Raw genomic sequence first — 22045 nt, 5'->3', positions numbered from 1 at the left:
ATTTAATTTGTTCGTATCATATGGACAATATTATAGAAGAAAGAGAACCTAGAAACTTTTTTCGTGTTTATTCTACTTTTACAACTGGCAAATTCTATTGTGGATCATTTGCACAGCTCACTATAAATAACGCATCTAATCCGGTGGCTAAATTTGTTCATTTTTTCTTATCCATTGCTTTTCTTCTTTTTGCATACCATTTTTAGCGTAGCAGTCTCTAAAAAAATGGTCAACAAAACAAAATTTTTTTCTTTGTTCAAATAATGCATTTTTCCAAAGATTCCCTATTTTAAAGCATTTTTTGAATATTCAGAATATACAATAGTGTATATATCATTAAAAATGAGAGGTTTTGCTAAATTCAAACTTGTTTTTAATAAAGAGTGCACTTATACTAATACAGTATTAAAAAATTTGAATGGAGGAAATAATAAATGATAAATAAAAAATCTACTTTGTTATTATTATCATTGTGCACTGCTTTTGTATTAGCAGCATGTGGCGGCGGTTCAGGCGAAACCTCCGACTCTGGAGAACAACAACAAGTATTGAATTTAGTAGAAACTGCTGAGATCCCTACTATGGATTCAACGCAAGCTACGGATACTGTTGCTTTTACTGTTTTGACAAATGTAAACGAAGGTCTCTATCGCCAAAAAGACGACGGCTCTTTAGAATTAGGTATGGCTGCTGAAGAACCAACTATCAGCGAAGATGGCTTGACGTACACATTCAAAATTCGCGAAGATGCTAACTGGTCTAACGGAGACCCAGTAACAGCAAATGATTTTGTTTATGCATGGAAAAAGCTGGTTGACCCGGCTACAGCAGCTTCTTACTCTTACATGATGGACGGCGTTATCGCTAACGCTTCAGAAATCATTGGCGGAGAAATGGCAGCTGACGAACTAGGCGTTACAGCTGTAGATGATAAAACGTTGGAAATACAATTGGTTACTAATCTTCCATACTTCGAAGATTTACTTTCTCTAACTATGTTCTACCCTCAAAACCAAGCTTTTGTGGAAGAACAAGGTGACAACTACGCATTATCTAGTGATGCTTTAGTTTACAATGGTCCTTTCTTACTTGAAGACTGGACAGCTGCAGGATTATCTTGGACATACGCTAAAAACCCAGATTACTGGGATGCAGCAACAGTTGCTTTAGATCAAATCAATGTTGAAGTTATCAAAGAAACCTCAACTGCTTTGAACTTATACGATACTGACGCTACTGACCGTATCTTGCTGAAAGGTGAATACGTAGCTCAAAGAACTGGCGATGCAGAATTGCACACAATGCCAACTTCATCTGTATTCTACTTGAAATTTGGACTGAGTGATCCAGAAAGCCCATTGAACAACGAAAATATTCGTAAAGCATTGTCAATGGCATTCGATAAAGAAGCTTACTCAAAAGTCGTATTACAAGACGGTTCTGTTCCAGCTAACGGTTTAGTTCCTCAAGGTCTTGCTACAGACCCTGAAACTGACGAAGACTTCCGTGAGCAAAATGGCGACTTGTCAACTTATGACGTAGCGGCTGCTCAAGAATATTGGCAAACTGGTCTGGAAGAATTAGGTGTAGATTCTATCAGCTTAGAACTCCTATCTGATGATACAGACAACTCAAAGCGTTCTTCTGAATTTATCCAAAGTCAATTAGTAACTAATTTACCTGGATTACAAATCAATTTACGCAACGTACCATTTAAAGTTCGTCTAGCTTCTAATACTGCTGGAGAGTACGACATCCAATTAGCTGGATGGAGTGCTGATTATGCTGATCCAATCAACTTCTTAGAATTGTTTGAAACAGAAAATGGCAACAATACTTCAAATTACTCTAATTCAGAATACGACACTTTGGTTCAACAAGCTCGTGCTGAAGTAGATGACTTAAATGCTCGTTGGGATATGCTGTTGCAAGCAGAACAAATCTTGATTGAAGATGGTATAATTGCTCCTGTCTACCAACGTGCAAACGCAGTTTTAGAAAAAGATTACGTTAACGGTATTGCAGAACATTTAGTAGGCGCAGAATACACTTACAAATGGGCAACTGTTGAAAAATAATTTTTTAATCGTTTGATGAAGGAACAAAATAAAGCAATCATCAGCCTCCGTAATTTTGAGTTGGCTGATAATTGCTTTATTTTATGATTATAATAAGTAATCCCATAAGGATAGTATGCTGAGAGCTAGAAGAATGATTCCAATCGTTAGAACAGATTGATAACTTTTTCCTACTGACTTAGACAGTGCGTCTTGACTGTGGTTATCTTCTATTTCGTCTGAATCTTGCTTTCTTTTTCTCAGCCTGGCTATTCTTTTCATGCTGTAGTGAAAAAAATCAAAGGTCCCTTTGGATAGAACTAAACCGAAAAGGCCGATTATCAGCAGCGGCAATGCCGCTAAAAACAAGCTGTTGGATAATTCAATCCATTGGAAGGTTTGATGCTTAAACCACTGATAAAGCATAATCGCACTAACGAAAATAAATGAGATCAACAGATTTTTTTTAGTGAATTTCATGATTTGTGAATCCTTTCTTTGAATGAACATTTCTAATGTAACTAAAAAATACGTTAAATACAATTCAATTATACAATTCTGAGTTATTTTTTTTACTCTACTGATATGATACACTGTCATCTATGAACAAATTTTATTACGGAGGTTGGATCACAATGAAGAGCTATACAAAGTACATTGGAAAACGCGTTTTATATATGCTTCTTACTTTGTTCCTAATTGCTTCGATAACATTCTTTCTCATGAAGCTCTTACCTGGTACTCCTTATAGTAACCAAGATAAGCTAAGTGAAGAACAAATTTTTATTATGAATGAAAAATATGGTTTGAACGAACCTATTATCGTGCAATATGGAATTTATATTTTAGGACTTGTTACAGGTGACTTAGGAACTTCTTTCCAATTCAATAATACTCCTGTTGCAGAATTGATAGGGTCAAGGATAGCCCCATCTGCTCAAATTGGTATACAGGCGGTAGTCGTCGGAACGATTCTGGGGATTGTATTGGGTGTCGTATCCGCCATGAAACAAGGAACGTGGGTCGATACCACGTCAACATTAACCGCGATCGTCGGCCGCTCCATCCCTAACTTTGTGTTTGCAGTACTGCTGCAATTGATTTTTGGTGTTTGGTTGGGTTGGTTCCCTATCGCCTTATGGACAGGCTTTGCATCGTCTATTTTACCATCTATTGCATTAGCGATTTCCCCGCTGGCCGATTCGGCACGATTTATGCGGACCGAGATGGTAGATGTTTTAAGTAGTGATTATGTAGAATTAGCAAAAGCCAAAGGCCTGAGCAAATGGGAAGTTGCCTTTAAACACGGAATCCGGAACGCCTTGATTCCACTAATTACTCTTTTAGGACCAATGGCTGTCGCTTTAATGACCGGTTCTATGGTAGTGGAAAATATTTTTGCGATTCCTGGTATTGGAGAACAATTTGTTAAATCGATTTTAACTAATGACTACCCAACGATCATGGGTGTGACAATGCTGTATTCATTATTATTAGTTTCAGTTATTCTATTGGTTGATATTCTTTATGGAATTATTGATCCTCGTATTAGAGTAGCTACAGAAGGAGGAAAATAATTTATGGTGAGCAACAAAAACTTTCACTCTGAACCATCACTGCCTGAATTGACACCAGACTTATTTGTTAAAGCAGATAGTTTAGATGTTCAAGATAATGAAAAAATCACTGCCCCTTCTCTAAGTTTTATGCAAGATTCCTGGCGTCGTCTAAAGAAAAATAAAGTCGCTATGGTCAGTATGGTTCTTTTGATTATTATCACTTTATTGAGTATCTTCGCTCCAATGATTGCTCCTCAAAGTCCAAATGTTCAAACCATTGAACATGCGAATTTACCGCCTAAAATCCCTGGTTTGGATATCAGCGGTTTGAATGGAACAATCAATCAAAATGGAACACGTGTAGATAAATATGAACTGCAAGGCGTTGAAAGTGACGTATATTACTATTTGGGAACAGACAGTCTTGGTCGCGACTTATTGTCTCGTATTTTATATGGTACACGAGTATCCCTATTTATTGCTTTCGTAGCTGCCCTATTGAATCTGATTATCGGGGTAACTTACGGTCTATTATCCGGCTGGATTGGCGGAAAAGTAGATACCGTGATGCAGCGTATTCTGGAAATCCTTTCTGGGGTACCTAACTTGGTTATCGTGATCTTAATGTTATTAGTATTTGATCCTGGTATCATGTCTATTATCATTGCCTTAGCTTTAACTGAATGGATCTCGATGGCACGTATCGTTCGGGCACAAACCCTTAAATTGAAAAACCAAGAATATGTCTTAGCGGCTAAAACACTTGGACAATCTTCTTTAAGTATCGCCTTTAAACACATTATGCCTAACTTATTGGGTATTATTATTATTCAAGTTATGTTTTCAATTCCGTCCGCTATTTTCTTTGAAGCTTTCTTAAGCTTTATCGGTATCGGTATTCCAGCTCCTGATGCATCATTAGGTACATTGATCAATGATGGATACAAAACGTTCCGTTTCTTGCCTCACTTGATGTGGTATCCTTCTGCTATTATGAGTATCATTATGATCAGTTTCAACTTATTAGCAGATGGTTTACGAGATTCGTTTGATCCAAAACTGAGAGATTAGGAGGAAGCCTGATGGAAAATATATTAGAAGTAAAAGATCTGCATATTTCATTTGATACGTATGCAGGACAAGTCCACGCCATTCGTGGAGTGAATTTCGATTTGAAACCTGGTGAAACACTGGCCATCGTTGGTGAATCCGGATCAGGAAAATCAGTTACTAGTCGAAGCATTATGCGCTTGTTAGCTAATAATGCCAATGTCGACAGCGGCGAGATTCTCTTCAAAGGTGAAGACCTTGTTAAAAAATCAGAAAAAGATATGCAAAAAATTCGTGGTTCAGAGATTGCTATGATCTTCCAAGATCCTATGACTTCTTTGAATCCGACTCAAAAGATCGGCAAACAAATTGCTGAGCCTATTTTAAAACACCAAGATGTATCTAAAGAAGAAGCTTACAAAAAAGCAGAAGAATTATTGCGTTTGGTTGGTATCCCAAATCCTGAAAAAAGAATGAAGCAATACCCTCATCAATTTTCAGGTGGACAACGTCAACGTATTGTTATTGCGATTGCGTTAGGATGTAACCCAGATATTTTGATCGCTGATGAACCAACTACTGCTTTAGACGTAACGATTCAAGCGCAAATCTTAGAACTAATGAAAGAATTGCAACACAAAATCAAAACGTCTATCATCTTTATCACGCATGATTTAGGTGTAGTAGCAAACGTTGCTGACCGTGTAGCGGTTATGTATGCTGGTAAATTCGTTGAAGTAGGAACTGTTGACGAGATTTTCTATAATCCGCAACATCCATACACTTGGGGACTATTGAGTTCTATGCCTACTTTGGAAACAAGCGGCTCTTTATACGCTATTCCTGGAACCCCTCCAGACTTGTTGAACCCTCCTACAGGGGATGCATTTGCTCCTCGTAGTGAGTATGCGTTAAAAGTAGACACGATGTATGAACCGCCTTTATTCAAAGTGTCTGATACGCATTTTGCAGCTACTTGGTTACTGCATCCAGATGCTCCAAAAGTTACACCGCCAGCTGAAATCGTTGCGCGTCAGAACGGTTTCCGTGCTAAAAAATTGCAGATCCAACCTTCAGACGACTTGTCACAATTGAGTGGTCAAGACATGGAAGGTACACAAGATCAAAACAATCTTTCTGTTGACGAACTAACAACAGATCGGGATGGGAAAGGAGAAGCAAATGAGCCAAGATACTAAACGTAAAAAGATCTTAGAAGTTAAAAACTTAAAACAGTACTTTAACGTAGGAACTAAAAACGAAGTTAAAGCCATTGATGATATCTCTTTTGATATTTACGAAGGAGAAACGTTAGGACTTGTTGGTGAATCCGGTTGTGGTAAAACCACTACAGGACGCGCCATCATTCGTCTGTACGATCCTACTGATGGTGAAATCTACTTTGATGGTACTGAAGTCCACTCGTTAAATGGCAGAAAAGAGCAACTTGATTTTAGAAAAGATATGCAAATGATTTTCCAAGATCCATATGCTTCTTTGAATCCTCGTATGAAAGTAAGAGATATCGTTGCTGAAGGAATCAAGATCCACAAATTAGCCGACAGTGAAGATGAAATCGACGCTCGCGTGGAAGAATTATTGGAATTAGTTGGTTTGAATAAAGACCATTCATCTCGCTATCCTCATGAGTTTTCAGGTGGACAACGTCAACGTATCGGGATTGCTCGAGCTTTAGCAGTTGATCCAAAAATGATCATTGCTGATGAGCCTATCTCTGCTCTTGATGTTTCAATCCAAGCTCAAGTTGTTAACTTGTTGATGGAATTACAAGAAAAACAAAAACTGACTTTCTTATTTATTGCCCATGATCTATCTATGGTGAAATATATCAGTAACCGTATTGGCGTAATGTACTTTGGTAAATTAGTTGAATTAGCTCCTGCTGACAGTGTTTACAACAAACCGTTACACCCTTACACAGAAAGTCTTTTATCTGCTATTCCTCTTCCTGATCCTGATTATGAACGCAGTCGTACACGTTTTGCCTATACACCGCGTCCTTCAAATAGCGAAGAAGAAAAACTTAGAGAAATTGCACCCGAACACTTCGTATATTGTCGTGAATCTGATGTACCAAAACTTCAAGAAAAATTAGCGAAATACTAATTTCAAACGATTATTGTGCTTATCCCCTGCTATTCAGCGGGGGATTTTTTTAGATTTTCATCTTTTAGCGTTGGTAAAGAAATTTCCTCCGCCCTATGGGGTGGCTTATGGAGCGCCATGGGAACTCCTGGAGCCGAAAACCACGTCTCCAGGCTTGCAAGCTTCAAACTTAGTGTAACGGCTAAAGCCTAACACTAAGTAATTCCCATTGCATCCTTTTCATGGCTATAAGCCACCCCATATTTCTCCAGAAATTTCTAAGAATGAGTTTCTAGCAGGGATTGAATAAAAAATAATTTCCGTTTTACTTCCCAACGTCATAGCTCGTAGAACCATTTTTTTATTTGGTAGACTTTTTAGTGAGTATTGATTAAATTTTTGCTAGTTTTTTCGTTACCTATATGATAAACTATTTATCAGTAACTAATCAATAGTTAATAAATTAAAAAACGCAATGATGAGAAGAGTACAGTATCCATTCCTTTTGTAGAGAGCTTGGTCAGGTGAAAGCAAGCATTGGAATGCTACTCGAAGATGGTCTCGAAGCGGCTGGTTTGAGGATAACAGTGAACGTTATCTTAGAATCAGACGGGTCCTCCCGTTACAGCGGAACAGTATACCTTTTGCATTAAAAAGCGTACTGGTTGAGGCAAAAATAGCGATATTTTTGCGAAGATAGGTGGTACCACGAATCGATTAAACTCATTCGTCCTTCTTTTATACGTTTCGGCGTATAGAAGAAGGACTTTTTTTGTTATTAAAATTATATAGGAAAGAAGGAATCAGTAATGAATAAATTTGTAAAAACAGGTCTTGTTGCCTTAGCTTCAGTCTTTATTTTAAGTGCTTGCGGAGGAAACTCTAATGCTTCAGATAGTAATTCTTCAGACAGTAATGGTAACGGATTAGCCGAAGTACAAGAAATAGCAGTGAGCGTTCCTGCGAGCATGACCACAATCGATACTACTTATACTACTGACAAAAACACGTTTACCGTAGCACAGCATCTTTATGAAGGATTGTATCGTTTAGATGAAAACAGCACTCCTGTTCCAGGCTTAGCCGCTGAGGAAGTAGAAATCAGTGAAGATGGACGCACTTATACATTCACCATCCGTAATGATGCAAATTGGAGCAATGGCGATCCTATCACTGCTCAAGATTTTGTTTATGCTTGGACAGAACTAGTTGACCCTGCTGCTGCTGCTCCTAATGCTTACTTGTTGGATGCAGTCGTAAACGGCTATGAAATTCGTACGGGTGAAACAGATCCTTCCGAATTAGCCGTCGAAGCTGTATCGGACAAAGTATTCAAAGTTGAATTAGTGGAACCTCTGCCTTCTTTCTTAACATTAATTTCAGTTGTTTGGTTGGCTCCAAAAAATGAAGCTTATGTAGAAGAACAAGGTGAAGCATATGCAACAACAGCTGAAACAGGTGTTTACAGCGGCCCATTTGTATTGTCAAACTGGGAGCAAGGTAATGAATCATGGACCTTGGAACCGAATAAAAACTACTATGCAGCTGACGAAGTACATTTGACAAAAATCGACTTCACTACGATCAAAGAAGAGCAAACGGGAATCAACTTGTATGCCTCTGGTGAGTTGAACTTAACTAAAGTCAGCGGCCAATATGTAGCACAATATCAAAATGAAGAAGGTTTTGTCTCTCACAATGATATCGCTAATCAATTCATTGATTTCAATAAAGAACCTGGTACTTCTTTAGCCAATGCTCACTTACGTAAAGCGATCGCTTTATCGATTAATAAAGAAGGCTTAGTAAATACCGTTTTAAATGATGGCGCAGTAGCTTTAAATGGATTGGTTCCAAACGAATTGTACCAACATCCTGAAACCGGCGAAGATTTTAGAGAGTACAGTGGTGACTACAACACGTACAATTTGGAACAAGCGCAAGAAGAATGGGCATTGGCGCAAGAGGAGCTTGGCGACTCAGTAGAAATTTCTTTACTTGTGGCAGAAGACACTACTTCTACGCGAACAGCTGAATATGTTCAAAGCCAAATCCAAGAAAACTTGGAGGGCGTTACTGTAACGATTGATAAACAACCGAAAAACAGTGTTAATCAATCACGTTCCGATTCAAACTATGAAATGTCTATTTCTGGATGGATTGCCGGTGATAATAATTTAGGCTACTTCTTCAACTTGTATGAAGACGGATCAGCTTACAATTATGGCGGTTACAATAACGAAACATACAATCAGTTAGCTGCAGAAGCGAAAACAACTTACGCTAATGATCCAGACAAACAATTTGAAAACTATCAAAAAGCAGAGCAAATTCTCTTAGAAGAAGATGCAGCTCAAGTACCGTTATACCAAAGTGCATCAAACTATTTGATTGATCCCAAAGTAAAAGGAATCGAATTCCACCGCTACGCAAGCTACTTCCACTTCAGAACAGCCTATTTAGCTGAATAGAGAGCGGAGCAGAGCGTTAAGGATTTCGTAGAGTTCGATTTTGACCTGTAATTGGCGCTCTTTGCCAATAACAGGTCAAAACGAAATCATAGGAAGCCTGCTCTGCGCAGCTCGTTTTGAATAGAGAGCGGAGCAGAGCGTTAAGGATTTCGTAGAGTTCGATTTTGACCTGTAATTGGCGCTCTTTGCCAATAACAGGTCAAAACGAAATCATAGGAAGCCTGCTCTGCGCAGCTCATTTTGAATAGAGAGCGGAGAAATGCCTTTAGGTGACCGAAGATAAGAACAAAATGACCAGTAGGCATTCTTTCCTAACTGGTCATTTTTAGTTTTTTGAAGAAATTCCTTCCGGAATCTGAGTTGCTTGGTGAGAGCCATGGGAACGCTTGGAGCCGAAAGTCTCCAAGCTTGTAAGCTTCAAAGCCCTCATAAACGCTGAAGCGTTAACGCGAGCTAATTCACATTGCATCCTTCACATGGCTACCAGCAACCCAGATTCCTCCAGTAATTTCTAAGAGTTTGTATTTAAAATATATCTCTTTATAATAAACCCCCTATTTCCTTGTAAATATTCAGGAAGAAATAAGGACTTTTAGTGTAAATTGAATGCACACTTCTCTCATCAAGTTTCTACTTTGAAATAGGCTCTAGTTAACAATGTTAGTCTGTTCACCTGCTCTGTTGTGAGGTGGTTTTCTCAACTTTCATTTGATTGACTGGGGATAACGTATCAAATGCCATCATTTCCCAGCAATAAAAAAAGAAGCACTTCTGCCTCTTTTCGTGATTTATCTCTCTTTTATTTGCTCAGTTTTTTGTCCTTTTCCTGTAAAATACTCATTCATAAAGGTTGCTGCTAAGACTAGTGCACCGCCAAATAATTGCAACCCGGAGATCGGCTCTTTCAGCACAGTAGCTGAGATGATGACCGCTGTTAACGGATCAATATAGCTCAGTACCGCGAATGTCTGCCCTTCGATTTGTTGCAAACCTGAAAAAACAAAAACATACGCGATTCCCGTATGAACAATTCCCAATACCAGCAAAGACAGAAGTGACGGCATGGTCAGTTGGCTCGTTCCAAGTCCAGTGGTCAGCAATACATACGGTAATAAAATGACGGTAGCGATGATCAACGTTAATGCGGTCAAATGAAGGTCGCTAAGGCCTGTAACTTTTTTATTAGAGATAATGGCAATAGCATAAAACAAAGCTGCTGTCAGGCCAAATCCGATGCCTAACGGGTGGTTGTATCCCATAGAGCTGCCGCTGAATCCGATAATAAAAACCATTCCGATCATAGCCAGTAAGACAAAGCTGAATTTTTTTACTGTCAAAGCTTCTTTAAGCACTAACGGCGCCAACAACGTCAGCATAATCGGTTGAAAATAATAGCTGATTGTCGCATTTGAAACCGTTGTATAGCGATAAGCTTCAAACAAAAGAATCCAGTTGGCTCCTACAGCAAAGCCCGAAAGCAGCAAAAACTTCCCATTTTTCTGAATCGATTTAAACGGGATCCGCTCTTTTTTAAGCAGCAGAGTCCCCACAAGAAATAGGCTTCCTAATGCTCCACGATAAAACGCAATCTGATTAGTCTCCAGTGGGATTTGCCGAACAAAAATACTCAGCGTTCCAAAAATCAACATCGATAGTATAACCTTTACTTTTCCACTCATCATAGAGCCACTTCCCCTTTACCTATCCAAATGAAGTTGTTGATGTATATAGTAGCATACTGAATTTGAAAAAGGGGAAGTTTTTAGATTTTTATAACATTGTGTGCAGAGAAAAAGAAGCCTCCTAAGACTGCTTCTTCTCTTGCAATTTATTGAGCACTCACATTTTGAGGCAGTTCGACAAAAGTCGGCTGTTGCTTTTGAAAAACTGCTAGTTGATCTACTCCATGCTCTCTCAGCATAGTAAAAGCATCTTTAAAGCGTAATTCATAATCTTCTACTACATGTGCATCTGAACTGACAGTAAATAAGGTGCCACCTACAGAACGATAAAGATCGATAGCATATTCATAGAGGTGTGCATTTCCGTATCTGTACATGCTTCTCGTATTCAATTCTAGTGCCATATCTTGTTGAACGGCCTCTTTAAAAATCTCCATTAGCTTTGGTTCTACAATCCTTAATTCCGCTACACTCAATTCATAACTTCGCAGACCGAAATCAAAATGAGCTAATACATTGGCATTTTTGAACTCACGTACACCTTGCAGCATCAAGTTGTAATATTCCTTCAGTTGATTCTCTAAAGGAACATCATCGTTACTCAACTGCATGAATCCATATTTGCCATTGTGATGGATGCTCATCAGTATCAAATCGTAATCTTTATCTTTCAAAAACTTTTGAATTCTCTCTTTATCTGGATGCGTAAACCCAACTTCTATTCCCTTTAAGATACGATTGCCATAGAGTTGATTCAAACGCTCGATTTCTGCGGAATATCCATCAAAATCTGGAATCACATCATCTGATGCTTGCTCCGTACTAAAGAAGTCCAAGTGTTCTGTTGTGATCAAGTTTTTACCAGCTGACCGTTCCAAGTAGTGTTCAAAAGTTTCGACAGAATCTGGTGAAAAATGAGTATGCATGTGTTGATCATAGTAATGCATGGGAAACTCCTCTCTTTTAAAACCTTATTTAGAGACTAGTGCTTGTTTACTTGCTTTATTTGCAGATGAAGCATTTCATTCCCATCAGAACCTCATCTGCCTTTTAACACTATTATATGATGGGAAGTCCTCCCATCCAACACTTTCATTATAGAGGATGGAAGTAAAACTCAGGTAAATTAGCCGTTAAGAATTCGTTTCTTTTACAACATTACACATAGCCTTATTCGCGACATTCGGAATTTCCTTGTAAGAATGAATAAAAACTCTGTCAAAAGAAGTCCCGCCTTCTCTCACAGAGTAAAGTTTAATTAAAATTGATCTTGTCCTAAATAAGCCAGTGCATATTGCGCATACAGCTCTGCTCCGACTTTTAACGCTTCTTCATCGACATTAAAACGCCCAGAGTGGTGGGGCCAGCAGGTGTCTTTATCCGGATTCCCACTACCCACGGTGGCAAATGCGCCAGGAATCTGCATCATATAGTAACCGAAGTCTTCTCCACCCATTGTAGGAGGACAATTATCGACTGCCGCTTCGCCAAAAGCTTGCGCAGCAACTTGTTGAACCAAATTAGCGGTTCTTTCTTCATTGTTTACCGGTTCAGTCATCCGTTGGTATTCTACCGTTGCTTGTCCGCCATACATACGGGCGATTTCTTCCGCATAATGTTTGATACATTCTTCTACTTTATCGCGCGTAGCCGGATCAAATGTCCGCACAGTACCTTCAATGTGAGCATTTTCTGCAATAACGTTAAAACGTGTTCCGACTTCCATTTTTCCTAAGGTCACAACAGCTGGCTGCATCGGATCGACTACGCGAGAAACAATGGATTGCACATTCGCTACGTATTGGGACGCCATGATAGCTGCATCAATGTTTAAATGCGGCTGTGCTGCATGACCGCCGCTTCCGACAAAATCTACTTTCACAATATCTGCAGCGGCAAAAGAAGGTCCAGCTGGACAAGAAACGGTTCCTACTTTTCCAGGAGCCCAAATGTGGATGCCAAAAGCATTATCTACTCCATCAACAGCACTTTGTTCCACCATCAATTTTGCACCTTCCGCAATTTCTTCAGCTGGTTGGAAGACTAAACGTACTGTACCCTCGAAAGTATCTTTTAATTGATTCAACGCAGAAGCTGCATTCATCAGCATAGACACATGAGCATCGTGTCCGCAAGCATGCATTTTTCCTTCTTCAACTGATTTGTACTCTACTTCATTTAATTGCTGAACCGATAAAGCATCCATATCAGCACGCAATAAAACAGTTTTTCCAGATTTAGCACCTTTGATTTCAGCGATGACCCCCGTTGGTTTTGTTAAGCGGTAAGAAATACCTAATTCATCTAATTTAGCAGCTATTGTTTTAGTCGTTTCAAATTCTTCTAAAGACACTTCTGGATTCGCATGTAAGTGACGACGAAAAGCGATCATTTCCTTTTCTTTAGAAGCTATCAATTCTTTAACGGGACTGGTTAATGTAATGGTATCTTGGCTCATTCTCTCGACTCCTTTAGGTTCAGCTGCTTTTATGCAGGAATTGAATTGTCTGAATATTTTGTAATTCTCACTATAACTATTCATTTTTCATTTGTCAAATCGAATTCTCATTACTTTTTAGATTGATGTATCAACGTTTTTAAATAACTGTGTGTCTTTAATTTGTGAGAAAATTAAAATTGACAAAATATTCTAACTATTTTATCATTTAACACATTACTGTAAAGAAAAGAAATGAGGATTTTTATGAATAGTTTAGTTTCCATCACGATTATTTTTTGTATCTATGCCCTTGGCGATGTGATCGCTGTGAGAACCAAAAGTATTGTTTCTATGTTATTCACCGCATCTGTTTTCTTCTTAATCGCTTTTTGGTTGGGAATGCCTACCTCTATTTTCCAAGACTCCATGTTGTTACAGATCGGAAGCATTTTAATTGGTTTCTTGCTGGTTCATATGGGAACGATGTTGAATATCAAACAATTAAAAGAACAATGGAAAACCGTAGTGATCTGTGTTGCAGCAATTATAGGAATTACAGTGGCACTTTTTTTGGTCGTTACTCCATTGATGGGCATCGAGACAGCCTTAGTTGGAGCTCCACCTTTATCTGGAGGCGTGATTGCAGCGATTCAAATGTCAGAAGCTGCTAATGCAATTGGGCGCAGCGATTTAGCTTTACTGGCTTCTTTATTGGTCGTTGTCCAAGGTTTTGCCGGATATCCGATCGCCAGCTGGGCTCTGAAAAAAGAAGTTAAGTCGTTTAAAGAAAAATACCGCAACAACGAAATCGAGCGCGTACAACAAGAAGAAACAACTTCCCCCTATAAAATATTTTCTGACTTACCTGAAAAATACCAATCAGGAAACGTTTATTTAGCAAAGGTTGCTGTAGTAGCTCTACTAGCCTCATTTGCTGCTAAAGGGCTAACCTCTTTATTAGGATTCCAATTGATCGATGCCAATATTATGTCTTTATTAACGGGGGTATTGTTCAGTGAATTGGGCTTTTTAGAAAAAAACATTCTGACAAAAGCAAATTCTTACGGCTTGGCTATGCCAGCACTAATTGTAGTCATCCTTTCCAATTTAGCTTCAGCCACACCTGACGTATTTCTAGATATACTGCCAGCTTTATTAGCGACTATTGTTTTTGGAACGATTGGAAATGTGCTTTTCTCCTTATTGATCGGTCGTTTTTTAAAGATCTCACCTTGGATGAGTATCGCTTTAGGAATAACGGCTCTCTTTGGTTTTCCAGGTACAGCCATTTTGCCTGCTGAAGTAGCCAACAGCAATTTCTCAAACAGCGAAGAACGCCAATTATTTCTCGATTCAGTGACGCCTAAAATGCTTGTGGGTGGATTTGTGACAGTATCCATTGGATCAGTTGTCTTAGCAGGATTCTTAGCACCATTATTGATAAATCTTGTAGGATAAGCATCTGCGTTATGAAAAAAAAGGGACTGGGACAATAGTCTTTATCTCTGTCACATATTAAACGGGTGCTTTTAAATGCGTTCCAAAAGCCTGACCACATGCCTATAAACCAGCCTCCCCTTATGAGAAAAAGCATCTCATAAGGGGAGGCTGGTTTATATTCAATGGTCAAAATGTCTTTTGTCCTGCTCTCTCTTGTCTGAATTTTACTTCACTTGGAGTTGCAGAAGAAAAATCTCCAATTTATCCATTGCCGCTTCTAAGACTTTCATATCTACACAAAAACTGATCCGCACATAATCGTCTGCTTCAAAATAACTGCCTGGAATAAGCGCAACGCCTTGTTCCAGAACTAGCTTCTGGCAGAAATCATATGAAGATAGCCCATATTTTTTGATAGACGGCAATATATAGAAAGTACCATCAGGCAATTCCACATCTACATTCATTGTTTTCAAGCGGTTGTAGACGTAATCTCTCCGTAAGCGGTAGGAATTCAGCATCTCTTCGATATTGTAATCCAGTGCTGCTATAGCTGCATCTTGAATAAAGGTGTTGACACAAGAAAGTACATATTGGTGAATCTTGAGGGCTTCTTCGATAAAGTCCCAATCAGCTAATAAGTAGCCGATACGCCATCCAGTCATCGCATAAGGTTTCGAGAAGCTTTGACAGATGATGATGTAACTACGAATATCCTGGTATTTAGTTAATTGCTCAGGTTGTTCGGTAAATAACAATTGATTGTAAACATCATCGCTTATCACAAAAAGTTGGTGTTTCTTCACGGCCTCATAAATCACTTCTAACGAAGACGCATTAAGAATCGTTCCTGTAGGATTATTGGGCGAATTGATGATGATAGCTTTTGTGTTATCGGTAATGGCCTCCTCCAACATCTCTTTGGAAAGTTGGAATTGATTAGTAGAGGTATCGATCGGCACGCATACTCCGCTGTTCATTTGAATCAATTGACGGTATAAAGGAAAAGCCGGTTGTAAAATAATGACTTCTTCCCCAGGGTTGAGTAAAGTGGCTAAAGCCGTTGAAATAGCTTCAGTAGAACCAATCGTGATCATTACTTCTTCTGGTGAATACTCGATGTGATTGGTTTTTTTCTCAAATGCACAAATCGCCTCTCGCAACTCAAGGCTCCCTTGCGCTGATGAGTAATGAGTCTGGTTTTTATTCAGAGAATCGAGCGCAGCTTCTTTTATGGGTGCTGGTGTGGGAAAATCTGGTTCCCCCAAAGTCAGAAAAAGCGAGGCTTGATTGTCTACTGCATACTGATTAAATGCTCGTATCTCACTCGTCTCTACTTTAAGGACGTCTTCATTCAATCGTTCTTTCATTCGATCACTCCTTTTTGCTTATGAAAAAAAGTGTACCAGTTTGCAGAAAAAATACAATATCTAATTTTTTTCCGGACAAATAGACAACAGAAAAATTTAATGGTAGTATATAAAACATCAAAAAAGCAACTTACAATTTAATAGAGGTAGCAATGTAGATGAGTAATACACCAGAGAAGGCATTCGATGACGATGTATGAAAGGCAGCCATTGCCGAACGATTGAAATCGGCAGATTTTATATCGTGGGGATATGGGAAATACCTATATCACTCCTGCTTAAAAAGCAGAGGCGCTATCATCTGTCTACATAACCATTGTATACATTTAAGACGCCAGAAATGGTGTCTTTTTTTATTGTTTGAGGAAAAAATTGTAAAAAGGAGTTTTGTATATGTCTGTTTACAAATATAACGGCTGCGGAAATACCTTTGTGATCACGGATTTCAAGAATGGAAAAGACTATTCTATGGAGGCTACCTCTTTGTGTAGTTCAGAACAATTTGATACAGATGGCTTAATCGTCGTCAAACAAAATCCGCTAGAGATGCTGCTGTTTAACCGTGACGGTTCCGAAGCTCCAATGTGCGGAAATGGGATTCGTTGTTTTGCCAAATATGTCCTAGACAAAGGTTTGACCACAGAAGAACGATTTCCTGTACAAACATTAGCTGGTGAGATGAACGTAGACATTCTTCAAAATGAGCCGTTCTACTGCGAAGTAAATATTGGTCGACCTGATTACTCAAACCATGCTTTTGATGCTGCTGACGATGCTCCTTACATCAATCGGACGATCTCTATTGATGGAGAAGACGTCACGTTCACCAGTTTGTTTATGGGTACTGTGCATACAGTTGTTTTCGTAGAAGATGCAGTAGCCATGCTGGAGACCGATTTAGGAGAAAAACTGTGCCATCATCCATTGTTTGCTCACCAAACAAATGTCAATTTTGTCCAAGTGCTGAATCGTAAAGAAATCATCGTGCGAACATTTGAACGTGGTGTCGGCTGGACATTGGCTTGCGGTACTGGCTGCAGCGCCAGCTTTGTGGTAGCTAGAGACGCAGGTTTAGTTGAAGATCGTGTAAAAGTACATCTAGAACAAGGAACATTGACTATCTCAGGTACAGAGGACATTTTCATGAATGGACCCGCTGTATTTGAATACAAAAAATAGCTTTAGTGACTTAACTATTGAATTCTTAGGAGGAAATAATATTGAACGCACAAGAAATTATCCGATTTATTAAAGAAGCTAAAAAACGAACACCTGTGAAAGCTTACATCAATCTAAACGAAGCCATTGATTTCCCTAATTGTAAAGTATTTGGGGAAGGACTATCAAAAGTTGTCTTCGGTGATTACGAAGATTTGAAAGCCATTCTTGAAGAGAACAAAGAGCGTATCAATGATGTTGAACTAGAATACGACCGTAGAAATAGTGCTGTGCCTTTACTGGATACTACTAATGTAAATGCACGAATAGAACCTGGAGCGTTCATTCGAGATCAAGTAGAGATTCACGACCATGCAGTAATCATGATGGGGGCTATCATCAATATTGGCGCTATTGTCGGCGAAAATAGTATGATCGATATGGGAGCAATTCTCGGTGGCCGAGCTATCGTTGGTAAAAATTGTCACATCGGTGCCGGCGCCGTTTTAGCTGGAGTGGTCGAACCCGCTTCAGCCACTCCTGTAATTGTAGAAGACGATGTCTTGATCGGCGCGAATGCTGTCGTTATCGAAGGTGTTCGGATCGGCAAAGGTAGCGTGGTCGCCGCTGGAGCAGTGGTAATCGAGAATGTTCCAGAAAATGTGGTAGTTGGCGGCATTCCGGCGCGTATTTTAAAAGCAAAAGATGAAAAAACAGCCAGCAATACTGAATTGATCGCTGCTTTGCGAGAATTGTAAAATAAAAAAATGCCATCCCAAAAGATACGCTGCTTCTAAAGTGTCGAAAGTCCATTTGCGTTCCCTTAAGTCAAATTTCAAGCTCTAAAAGGAACGCAAATCCAATTTGCGTTCCTTTTTTGAGGCAATCTCCTCTTAAAGGGAACGTAATTTAATTTTATGTTCCCTTTTTCCAAAAAAATGAATGCAATAGGGAACGCAAAAAAGCGAGGAACTGGTATATTTCACCGTTTCCTCGCTCCTCATTTTCTAATTGGTTAGAGCCAGTTGAAGCGCAATCTCCTACTAGACGAATCTACCTATTCTGCTTCTGCGTGTTCAAATACTAAATGCCATTCATTGCGCTTAGCTAAGAAGTCACGAGCAATTTGCTGTGCTCCCGCTAAAGTGTGGTGAGCTGCCCAGCCACATTGTTTTTCATTGCTGGCTGGAACTTCTGCAGCCACCAATACATCTTTCATTGTTTTTTCAAGTAATCCCAAGATATCTTTATAATCTTCGTGGTTCACAACTGTCAAATAAAAACCTGTTTGGCATCCCATCGGTCCGAAATCAACCACGTAATCTGCATGATTGCGGATCAATTCAGCCGTCAAATGTTCTAAAGAATGAACAGACATCATATCCAAATGTTCTTTATTGGGTTGTGCCATACGCACATCATATTTTAAAATACGGTCCCCATTTAGTCCTGTTTTCTCACTCGCTAAACGTACATACGGGGCACGGACTTTTGTATGATCCAAGTTAAAACTTTCAACATTCATTTTTTCTGACATACTAAAAACTCCTTTTTTAGTTTAATTTGCTTTCTTGCCTTCTACGATCCAAACATACGGGTTCATTTGCATAAATGAAACGCTGAAACCAGCATCCTTGAAAGAGCGATACAAATCGGGTATCAAGGGATAGTATTCTCGTTTTAAATCTTCTTCTAGATCATAAAATTGGTTGTGAGCAGCTTCAGCTAGCTTTTGCTCATAAGAATCTCGGTCTATAAACATGGTATCTGCAAAAACTACGCTTCCTCCATCTTCCAGAAGCCCATAATATTGATGCAGAACTTCTGCTTTCTCGTTGGCATTCAAATGGTGGAACACATATGAACTCAAAATAGTGTTTATTTTGTAAGGAGGCAACGGAAAAGTTTGCATATCCCCATCAATAATATCGACAGTTCCCAACAGTTTAGCATCTGCTAGCTGCCTCATTTCTCCAGAAGGCTCAATGGGATAAACTCTTTTCCCCGCCGCCAACAGTTTTCGCGTTAAATTACCAGTCCCGACCCCCAGCTCCAGAACAAATTCGCCACTTCGTTTGACCAGTTCTTGCAAAATCGAGTCGTACCCTGAAAAAACTTCCTTATACTCTTCGTCTTCTCCAGTTACAAAATCATCGTAATCCGTTGCCCAATCTGTGAAAATATCCAGAAACTCTCTTCCCATTCATTATCCCTCCATAGATGATGAAACATGTGTTAAAGCCTGCTCTAAATCTGCGATCAAATCTTCAGCATCTTCCAAGCCTACTGAGAATCTGACCAATTCATCTTTGACACCTGATTTTTCGCGGTCTTCTTTAGGAATGGAACCGTGAGTCATTAAGGCTGGAATCTCGATCAGACTTTCGACTGCTCCCAAGCTTTCCGCTAAAGTGATCAATTCCAGCTTCTCTACAAATGCTTTAGCAGATAGTCCTTCTTTCAATTCAAATGAGACCATTCCGCCAAATCCACTGGTTTGTTTCTTCGCGATCTCATGTCCGACATGGCTTTCTAATCCAGGATAGTAAACTTTTTCGATAGCCGCATGATTGTCTAAGTACTCTACGATAGCTGCAGCATTTTTTTCATGAGCATCCATCCGAATACCTAATGTTTTAATCCCGCGTTGTAAAATCCAGCTATCTTGTGGTCCTAAAATACCGCCGATCGCATTTTGCAGAAAACCAATTTGTTCCGCTATTTGTGAGTCACTTGTAGTTACTAGACCAGCCACGATGTCACTGTGCCCACCTAGATATTTAGATGCGCTGTGTAAGACAATATCCGCACCTAATGTCAATGGACGTTGATGATAAGGTGTAGCAAATGTATTGTCTACAATCGTTATCAAATCATGTTTTTTAGCGATTTCAGCCACTGCTTGAATATCAGTGATTTTCAATAATGGATTAGTAGGCGATTCTAAGAAAACGGCTTTTGTTTCTGGAAGAATAGCTGGTTCGATAGTCGTTAAATCACTCGTATCTACTACCGTAAAGGTCAACCCCAATCTTTTCAATACAGAATTGATCAGACGATAAGTTCCACCGTACACATCGTCACCTACTATGATATGATCCCCTTGTGAAAATAACGAGAAAATAGTATGCGTTCCTGCTGAACCAGAGGCGAAAGCAAAGCCTTTGACTCCACCTTCAATATCTTTGATCAATTCTTCGACTGCAAAGCGAGTCGGGTTGCCCGTTCGTGAATATTCAAATCCTTTATGCACCCCTACTTTTTCTTGTTTGTACGTTGATGTTTGATAAATCGGCACATTCACTGCACCTGTTGCTTTGTCTCGACTGACCCCGCCATGGATAAGAGCTGTTTTTAAATTCATTTTGTCTGATTCTCCTTTTGATAGATATTTTTACTTAAATAACGTTCACTGCTGTCTGGAAAAATAGTCACGATCGTACTTCCTGGTGGCAGCATTTCTGCTTCTTTCATACTGGCTGCAAATGCTGCTCCACTTGAGCTTCCTATCAACAGACCTGATTTTCCGGCTAATTCTCTGGCATAGAAAAAGGCTTCTTCATCCGAAATAGTGTAGACAGCATCAAATTGTTCTCTCTTCATAAAGTCAGGCATAAATTCCATTCCAATACCTTCCGTTTCATGGCCGTGAACTGGTCCTCCTGCAATGATCGAGCCTTCTGGTTCAACGATCGCCGTTCGGATGCGGCTGTCCCATTCTTTTAGATAAGCAGCTGTCCCTGTAAACGTCCCGCCACTGCCTGCACCTGCCACAAATGAAGTCAACTTCTCATTTTCTAAGTCCCGTTTGATTTCCGGACCGAGTGTTTCGTAATACGTTAAAGGATTAGCCGGATTTTCAAACTGCAATGGAATATAACTATTGGAGATTGCTTGCTGCAGTTCGCGAGCTTTTTCGATCGCTCCTGTGATGCCTTTTTCAGTAGGTGTATGCACGATTTCTCCTCCCAAAGCCTCCATCAATATTTGTTTTTCCAGACTGAATTTTTCTGGAACCGTAAAAATCGTCCGCAAGCCAAAATTTTGTGCTGCCAGAGCTAACCCAATACCTGTGTTGCCGGCAGTTGGTTCGATGATCGTGGTATCTTTATTGATCCATCCTTTATCGAACCCGTCCTGCAGCAGTTTGAAGCCTAAACGATCTTTTACACTGCCGCCAGGATTGAACGATTCCAGTTTGGCTAGGATACGGTTGCCATTTGGAATTTTGATTCCTTCAATTTCGACAAGCGGGGTGTTCCCAATCAAGTCTATGATTGTTTTAACAGGCATTTTTTTACTCCTTTTCTAATTTAAGGTACAAAAAAAGCGCACATGAGTAACGTTCTACTCATGCACACTTTGGCATTCATCATTTGTTTTTATAAGTGTTTTCAACAGAACAAACTAGTTTCATTCCTTTAAATCCAATTATGGAGAAAAAGATTGTATGAAACCGTTATCTGTCTTTATAGAAAAGCACTATAAAAAGAGAGAATTACGCAAATGAGTCTGGTGTTAAGCATGAGTGTTTATTTTCATTTAAACAACAACAACATACTAAACAACAACAGTTCATTTTGCGCATGGAATTCTCTCCTTTCTTTTTTACGTATTTTTTAACTAAGGTCATCTTACACAACTAATTTTTTTCTGTCAAACTTTTTTTAATTTTATTTTTCTAAGTTGTAAATTTATTGTTGCATCTCTTC

Annotated in this window: 18 protein-coding genes, 1 riboswitch and 1 other annotated feature; of the genes, 9 read left to right on the top strand and 9 right to left on the bottom strand. The window is 39.3% G+C overall.

Translation table 11 applies throughout. The features are described from left to right. The first annotated feature begins 434 nt into the window (after positions 1-434). Positions 435-2078, top strand: a complete 1644-nt coding sequence (locus ACEN36_RS03105; RefSeq protein ID WP_407096384.1) for a peptide ABC transporter substrate-binding protein — start codon at positions 435-437, stop codon at positions 2076-2078. A gap of 87 nt (positions 2079-2165) precedes the next feature. Here ACEN36_RS03105 and ACEN36_RS03100 read toward each other — a convergent pair whose 3' ends face one another. Continuing rightward, entirely contained in the window at positions 2166-2537 is a 372-nt protein-coding gene (locus tag ACEN36_RS03100; RefSeq protein ID WP_407125926.1) for a DUF3899 domain-containing protein, read from the bottom strand. 155 nt (positions 2538-2692) lie between these two features. Between ACEN36_RS03100 and opp3b the strand changes: the two genes are divergently transcribed. The 5 genes from opp3b (at position 2693) to ACEN36_RS03075 (ending at position 9243) form a co-directional block, all read left to right on the top strand. Then, positions 2693-3634 carry an oligopeptide ABC transporter permease gene (opp3b, locus tag ACEN36_RS03095; RefSeq protein ID WP_407096382.1) on the top strand — a complete coding sequence of 314 codons (942 nt, stop codon included), beginning with the start codon at positions 2693-2695 and terminating at the stop codon, positions 3632-3634. Between the two features lie 3 nt (positions 3635-3637). Further along, on the top strand, positions 3638-4687 hold the full coding sequence (opp3C, locus tag ACEN36_RS03090; RefSeq protein WP_407125925.1) for an oligopeptide ABC transporter permease: 1050 nt from the start codon (positions 3638-3640) through the stop codon (positions 4685-4687). Between the two features lie 11 nt (positions 4688-4698). Then, on the top strand, positions 4699-5865 hold the full coding sequence (locus tag ACEN36_RS03085; protein WP_407102341.1) for an ABC transporter ATP-binding protein: 1167 nt from the start codon (positions 4699-4701) through the stop codon (positions 5863-5865). Beyond that, a complete protein-coding gene (locus ACEN36_RS03080; RefSeq protein WP_407096379.1) occupies positions 5849-6793 on the top strand; it encodes an ABC transporter ATP-binding protein in 945 nt (314 codons plus the stop codon). The genes ACEN36_RS03085 and ACEN36_RS03080 overlap by 17 nt, the downstream gene beginning before the upstream one ends. Before the next feature lie 445 nt (positions 6794-7238). Next, positions 7239-7510 (top strand) — a binding site (T-box leader). A 71-nt stretch (positions 7511-7581) separates the two neighbouring features. Further along, on the top strand, positions 7582-9243 hold the full coding sequence (locus ACEN36_RS03075; protein WP_407125924.1) for a peptide ABC transporter substrate-binding protein: 1662 nt from the start codon (positions 7582-7584) through the stop codon (positions 9241-9243). 788 nt (positions 9244-10031) lie between these two features. On the opposite strand, the gene ACEN36_RS03070 is transcribed toward ACEN36_RS03075, so the two are convergent. The 3 genes from ACEN36_RS03070 to ACEN36_RS03060 form a co-directional block, all read right to left on the bottom strand. Continuing rightward, positions 10032-10925: a DMT family transporter gene (locus tag ACEN36_RS03070; protein ID WP_407125923.1), complete on the bottom strand. Its 894-nt coding sequence runs from the start codon at positions 10923-10925 to the stop codon at positions 10032-10034. Positions 10926-11071: 146 nt separating this feature from the next. Continuing rightward, positions 11072-11872, bottom strand: a complete 801-nt coding sequence (locus ACEN36_RS03065) for a histidinol-phosphatase HisJ family protein (RefSeq protein WP_407125922.1) — start codon at positions 11870-11872, stop codon at positions 11072-11074. Positions 11873-12183: 311 nt separating this feature from the next. After that, entirely contained in the window at positions 12184-13383 is a 1200-nt protein-coding gene (locus tag ACEN36_RS03060; protein WP_407125921.1) for an amidohydrolase, read from the bottom strand. Between the two features lie 246 nt (positions 13384-13629). On the opposite strand from ACEN36_RS03060, the gene ACEN36_RS03055 reads away from it, so the two are divergent. Beyond that, on the top strand, positions 13630-14823 hold the full coding sequence (locus tag ACEN36_RS03055) for a hypothetical protein (protein ID WP_407125920.1): 1194 nt from the start codon (positions 13630-13632) through the stop codon (positions 14821-14823). Positions 14824-15029: 206 nt separating this feature from the next. On the opposite strand, the gene ACEN36_RS03050 is transcribed toward ACEN36_RS03055, so the two are convergent. After that, complete coding sequence (locus ACEN36_RS03050; protein WP_407125919.1) at positions 15030-16175, bottom strand: pyridoxal phosphate-dependent aminotransferase; 1146 nt, start codon at positions 16173-16175, stop codon at positions 15030-15032. A gap of 133 nt (positions 16176-16308) precedes the next feature. Further along, positions 16309-16480: riboswitch (Lysine riboswitch) on the top strand. Between the two features lie 88 nt (positions 16481-16568). Between ACEN36_RS03050 and dapF the strand changes: the two genes are divergently transcribed. After that, positions 16569-17354, top strand: coding sequence for a diaminopimelate epimerase (gene dapF, locus ACEN36_RS03045; RefSeq protein ID WP_407096372.1), 786 nt, complete (start codon positions 16569-16571; stop codon positions 17352-17354). 41 nt (positions 17355-17395) lie between these two features. Further along, the gene (gene dapD / locus ACEN36_RS03040; protein WP_407102351.1) at positions 17396-18091 is read left to right on the top strand and encodes a 2,3,4,5-tetrahydropyridine-2,6-dicarboxylate N-acetyltransferase; all 696 of its coding nucleotides are present in this window, start codon (positions 17396-17398) and stop codon (positions 18089-18091) included. 299 nt (positions 18092-18390) lie between these two features. Here dapD and ACEN36_RS03035 read toward each other — a convergent pair whose 3' ends face one another. Genes ACEN36_RS03035 through ACEN36_RS03020 form a run of 4 tightly spaced genes read right to left on the bottom strand, consistent with a single transcriptional unit; the run spans position 18391 to position 21626 of the window. Continuing rightward, positions 18391-18870 carry an S-ribosylhomocysteine lyase gene (locus ACEN36_RS03035; protein ID WP_407125918.1) on the bottom strand — a complete coding sequence of 160 codons (480 nt, stop codon included), beginning with the start codon at positions 18868-18870 and terminating at the stop codon, positions 18391-18393. A 21-nt stretch (positions 18871-18891) separates the two neighbouring features. Then, complete coding sequence (locus ACEN36_RS03030; protein WP_407125917.1) at positions 18892-19536, bottom strand: class I SAM-dependent methyltransferase; 645 nt, start codon at positions 19534-19536, stop codon at positions 18892-18894. Positions 19537-19539: 3 nt separating this feature from the next. After that, positions 19540-20697: a cystathionine gamma-synthase gene (locus tag ACEN36_RS03025; RefSeq protein ID WP_407125916.1), complete on the bottom strand. Its 1158-nt coding sequence runs from the start codon at positions 20695-20697 to the stop codon at positions 19540-19542. Further along, positions 20694-21626 (bottom strand): PLP-dependent cysteine synthase family protein, encoded by a 933-nt coding sequence (locus ACEN36_RS03020; protein ID WP_188204119.1) that lies wholly within the window; start codon positions 21624-21626, stop codon positions 20694-20696. Before ACEN36_RS03020 ends, ACEN36_RS03025 begins: the two co-directional genes overlap by 4 nt. Positions 21627-22045: the final 419 nt, after the last annotated feature.

The organism is Desemzia sp. FAM 23989, assembly GCF_045528345.1.
GTDB lineage: Bacteria > Bacillota > Bacilli > Lactobacillales > Carnobacteriaceae > Desemzia.
The sequence above is the reverse complement of the archived record's forward strand: the minus strand, read 5'-3'. Positions and strand labels throughout refer to the sequence as shown.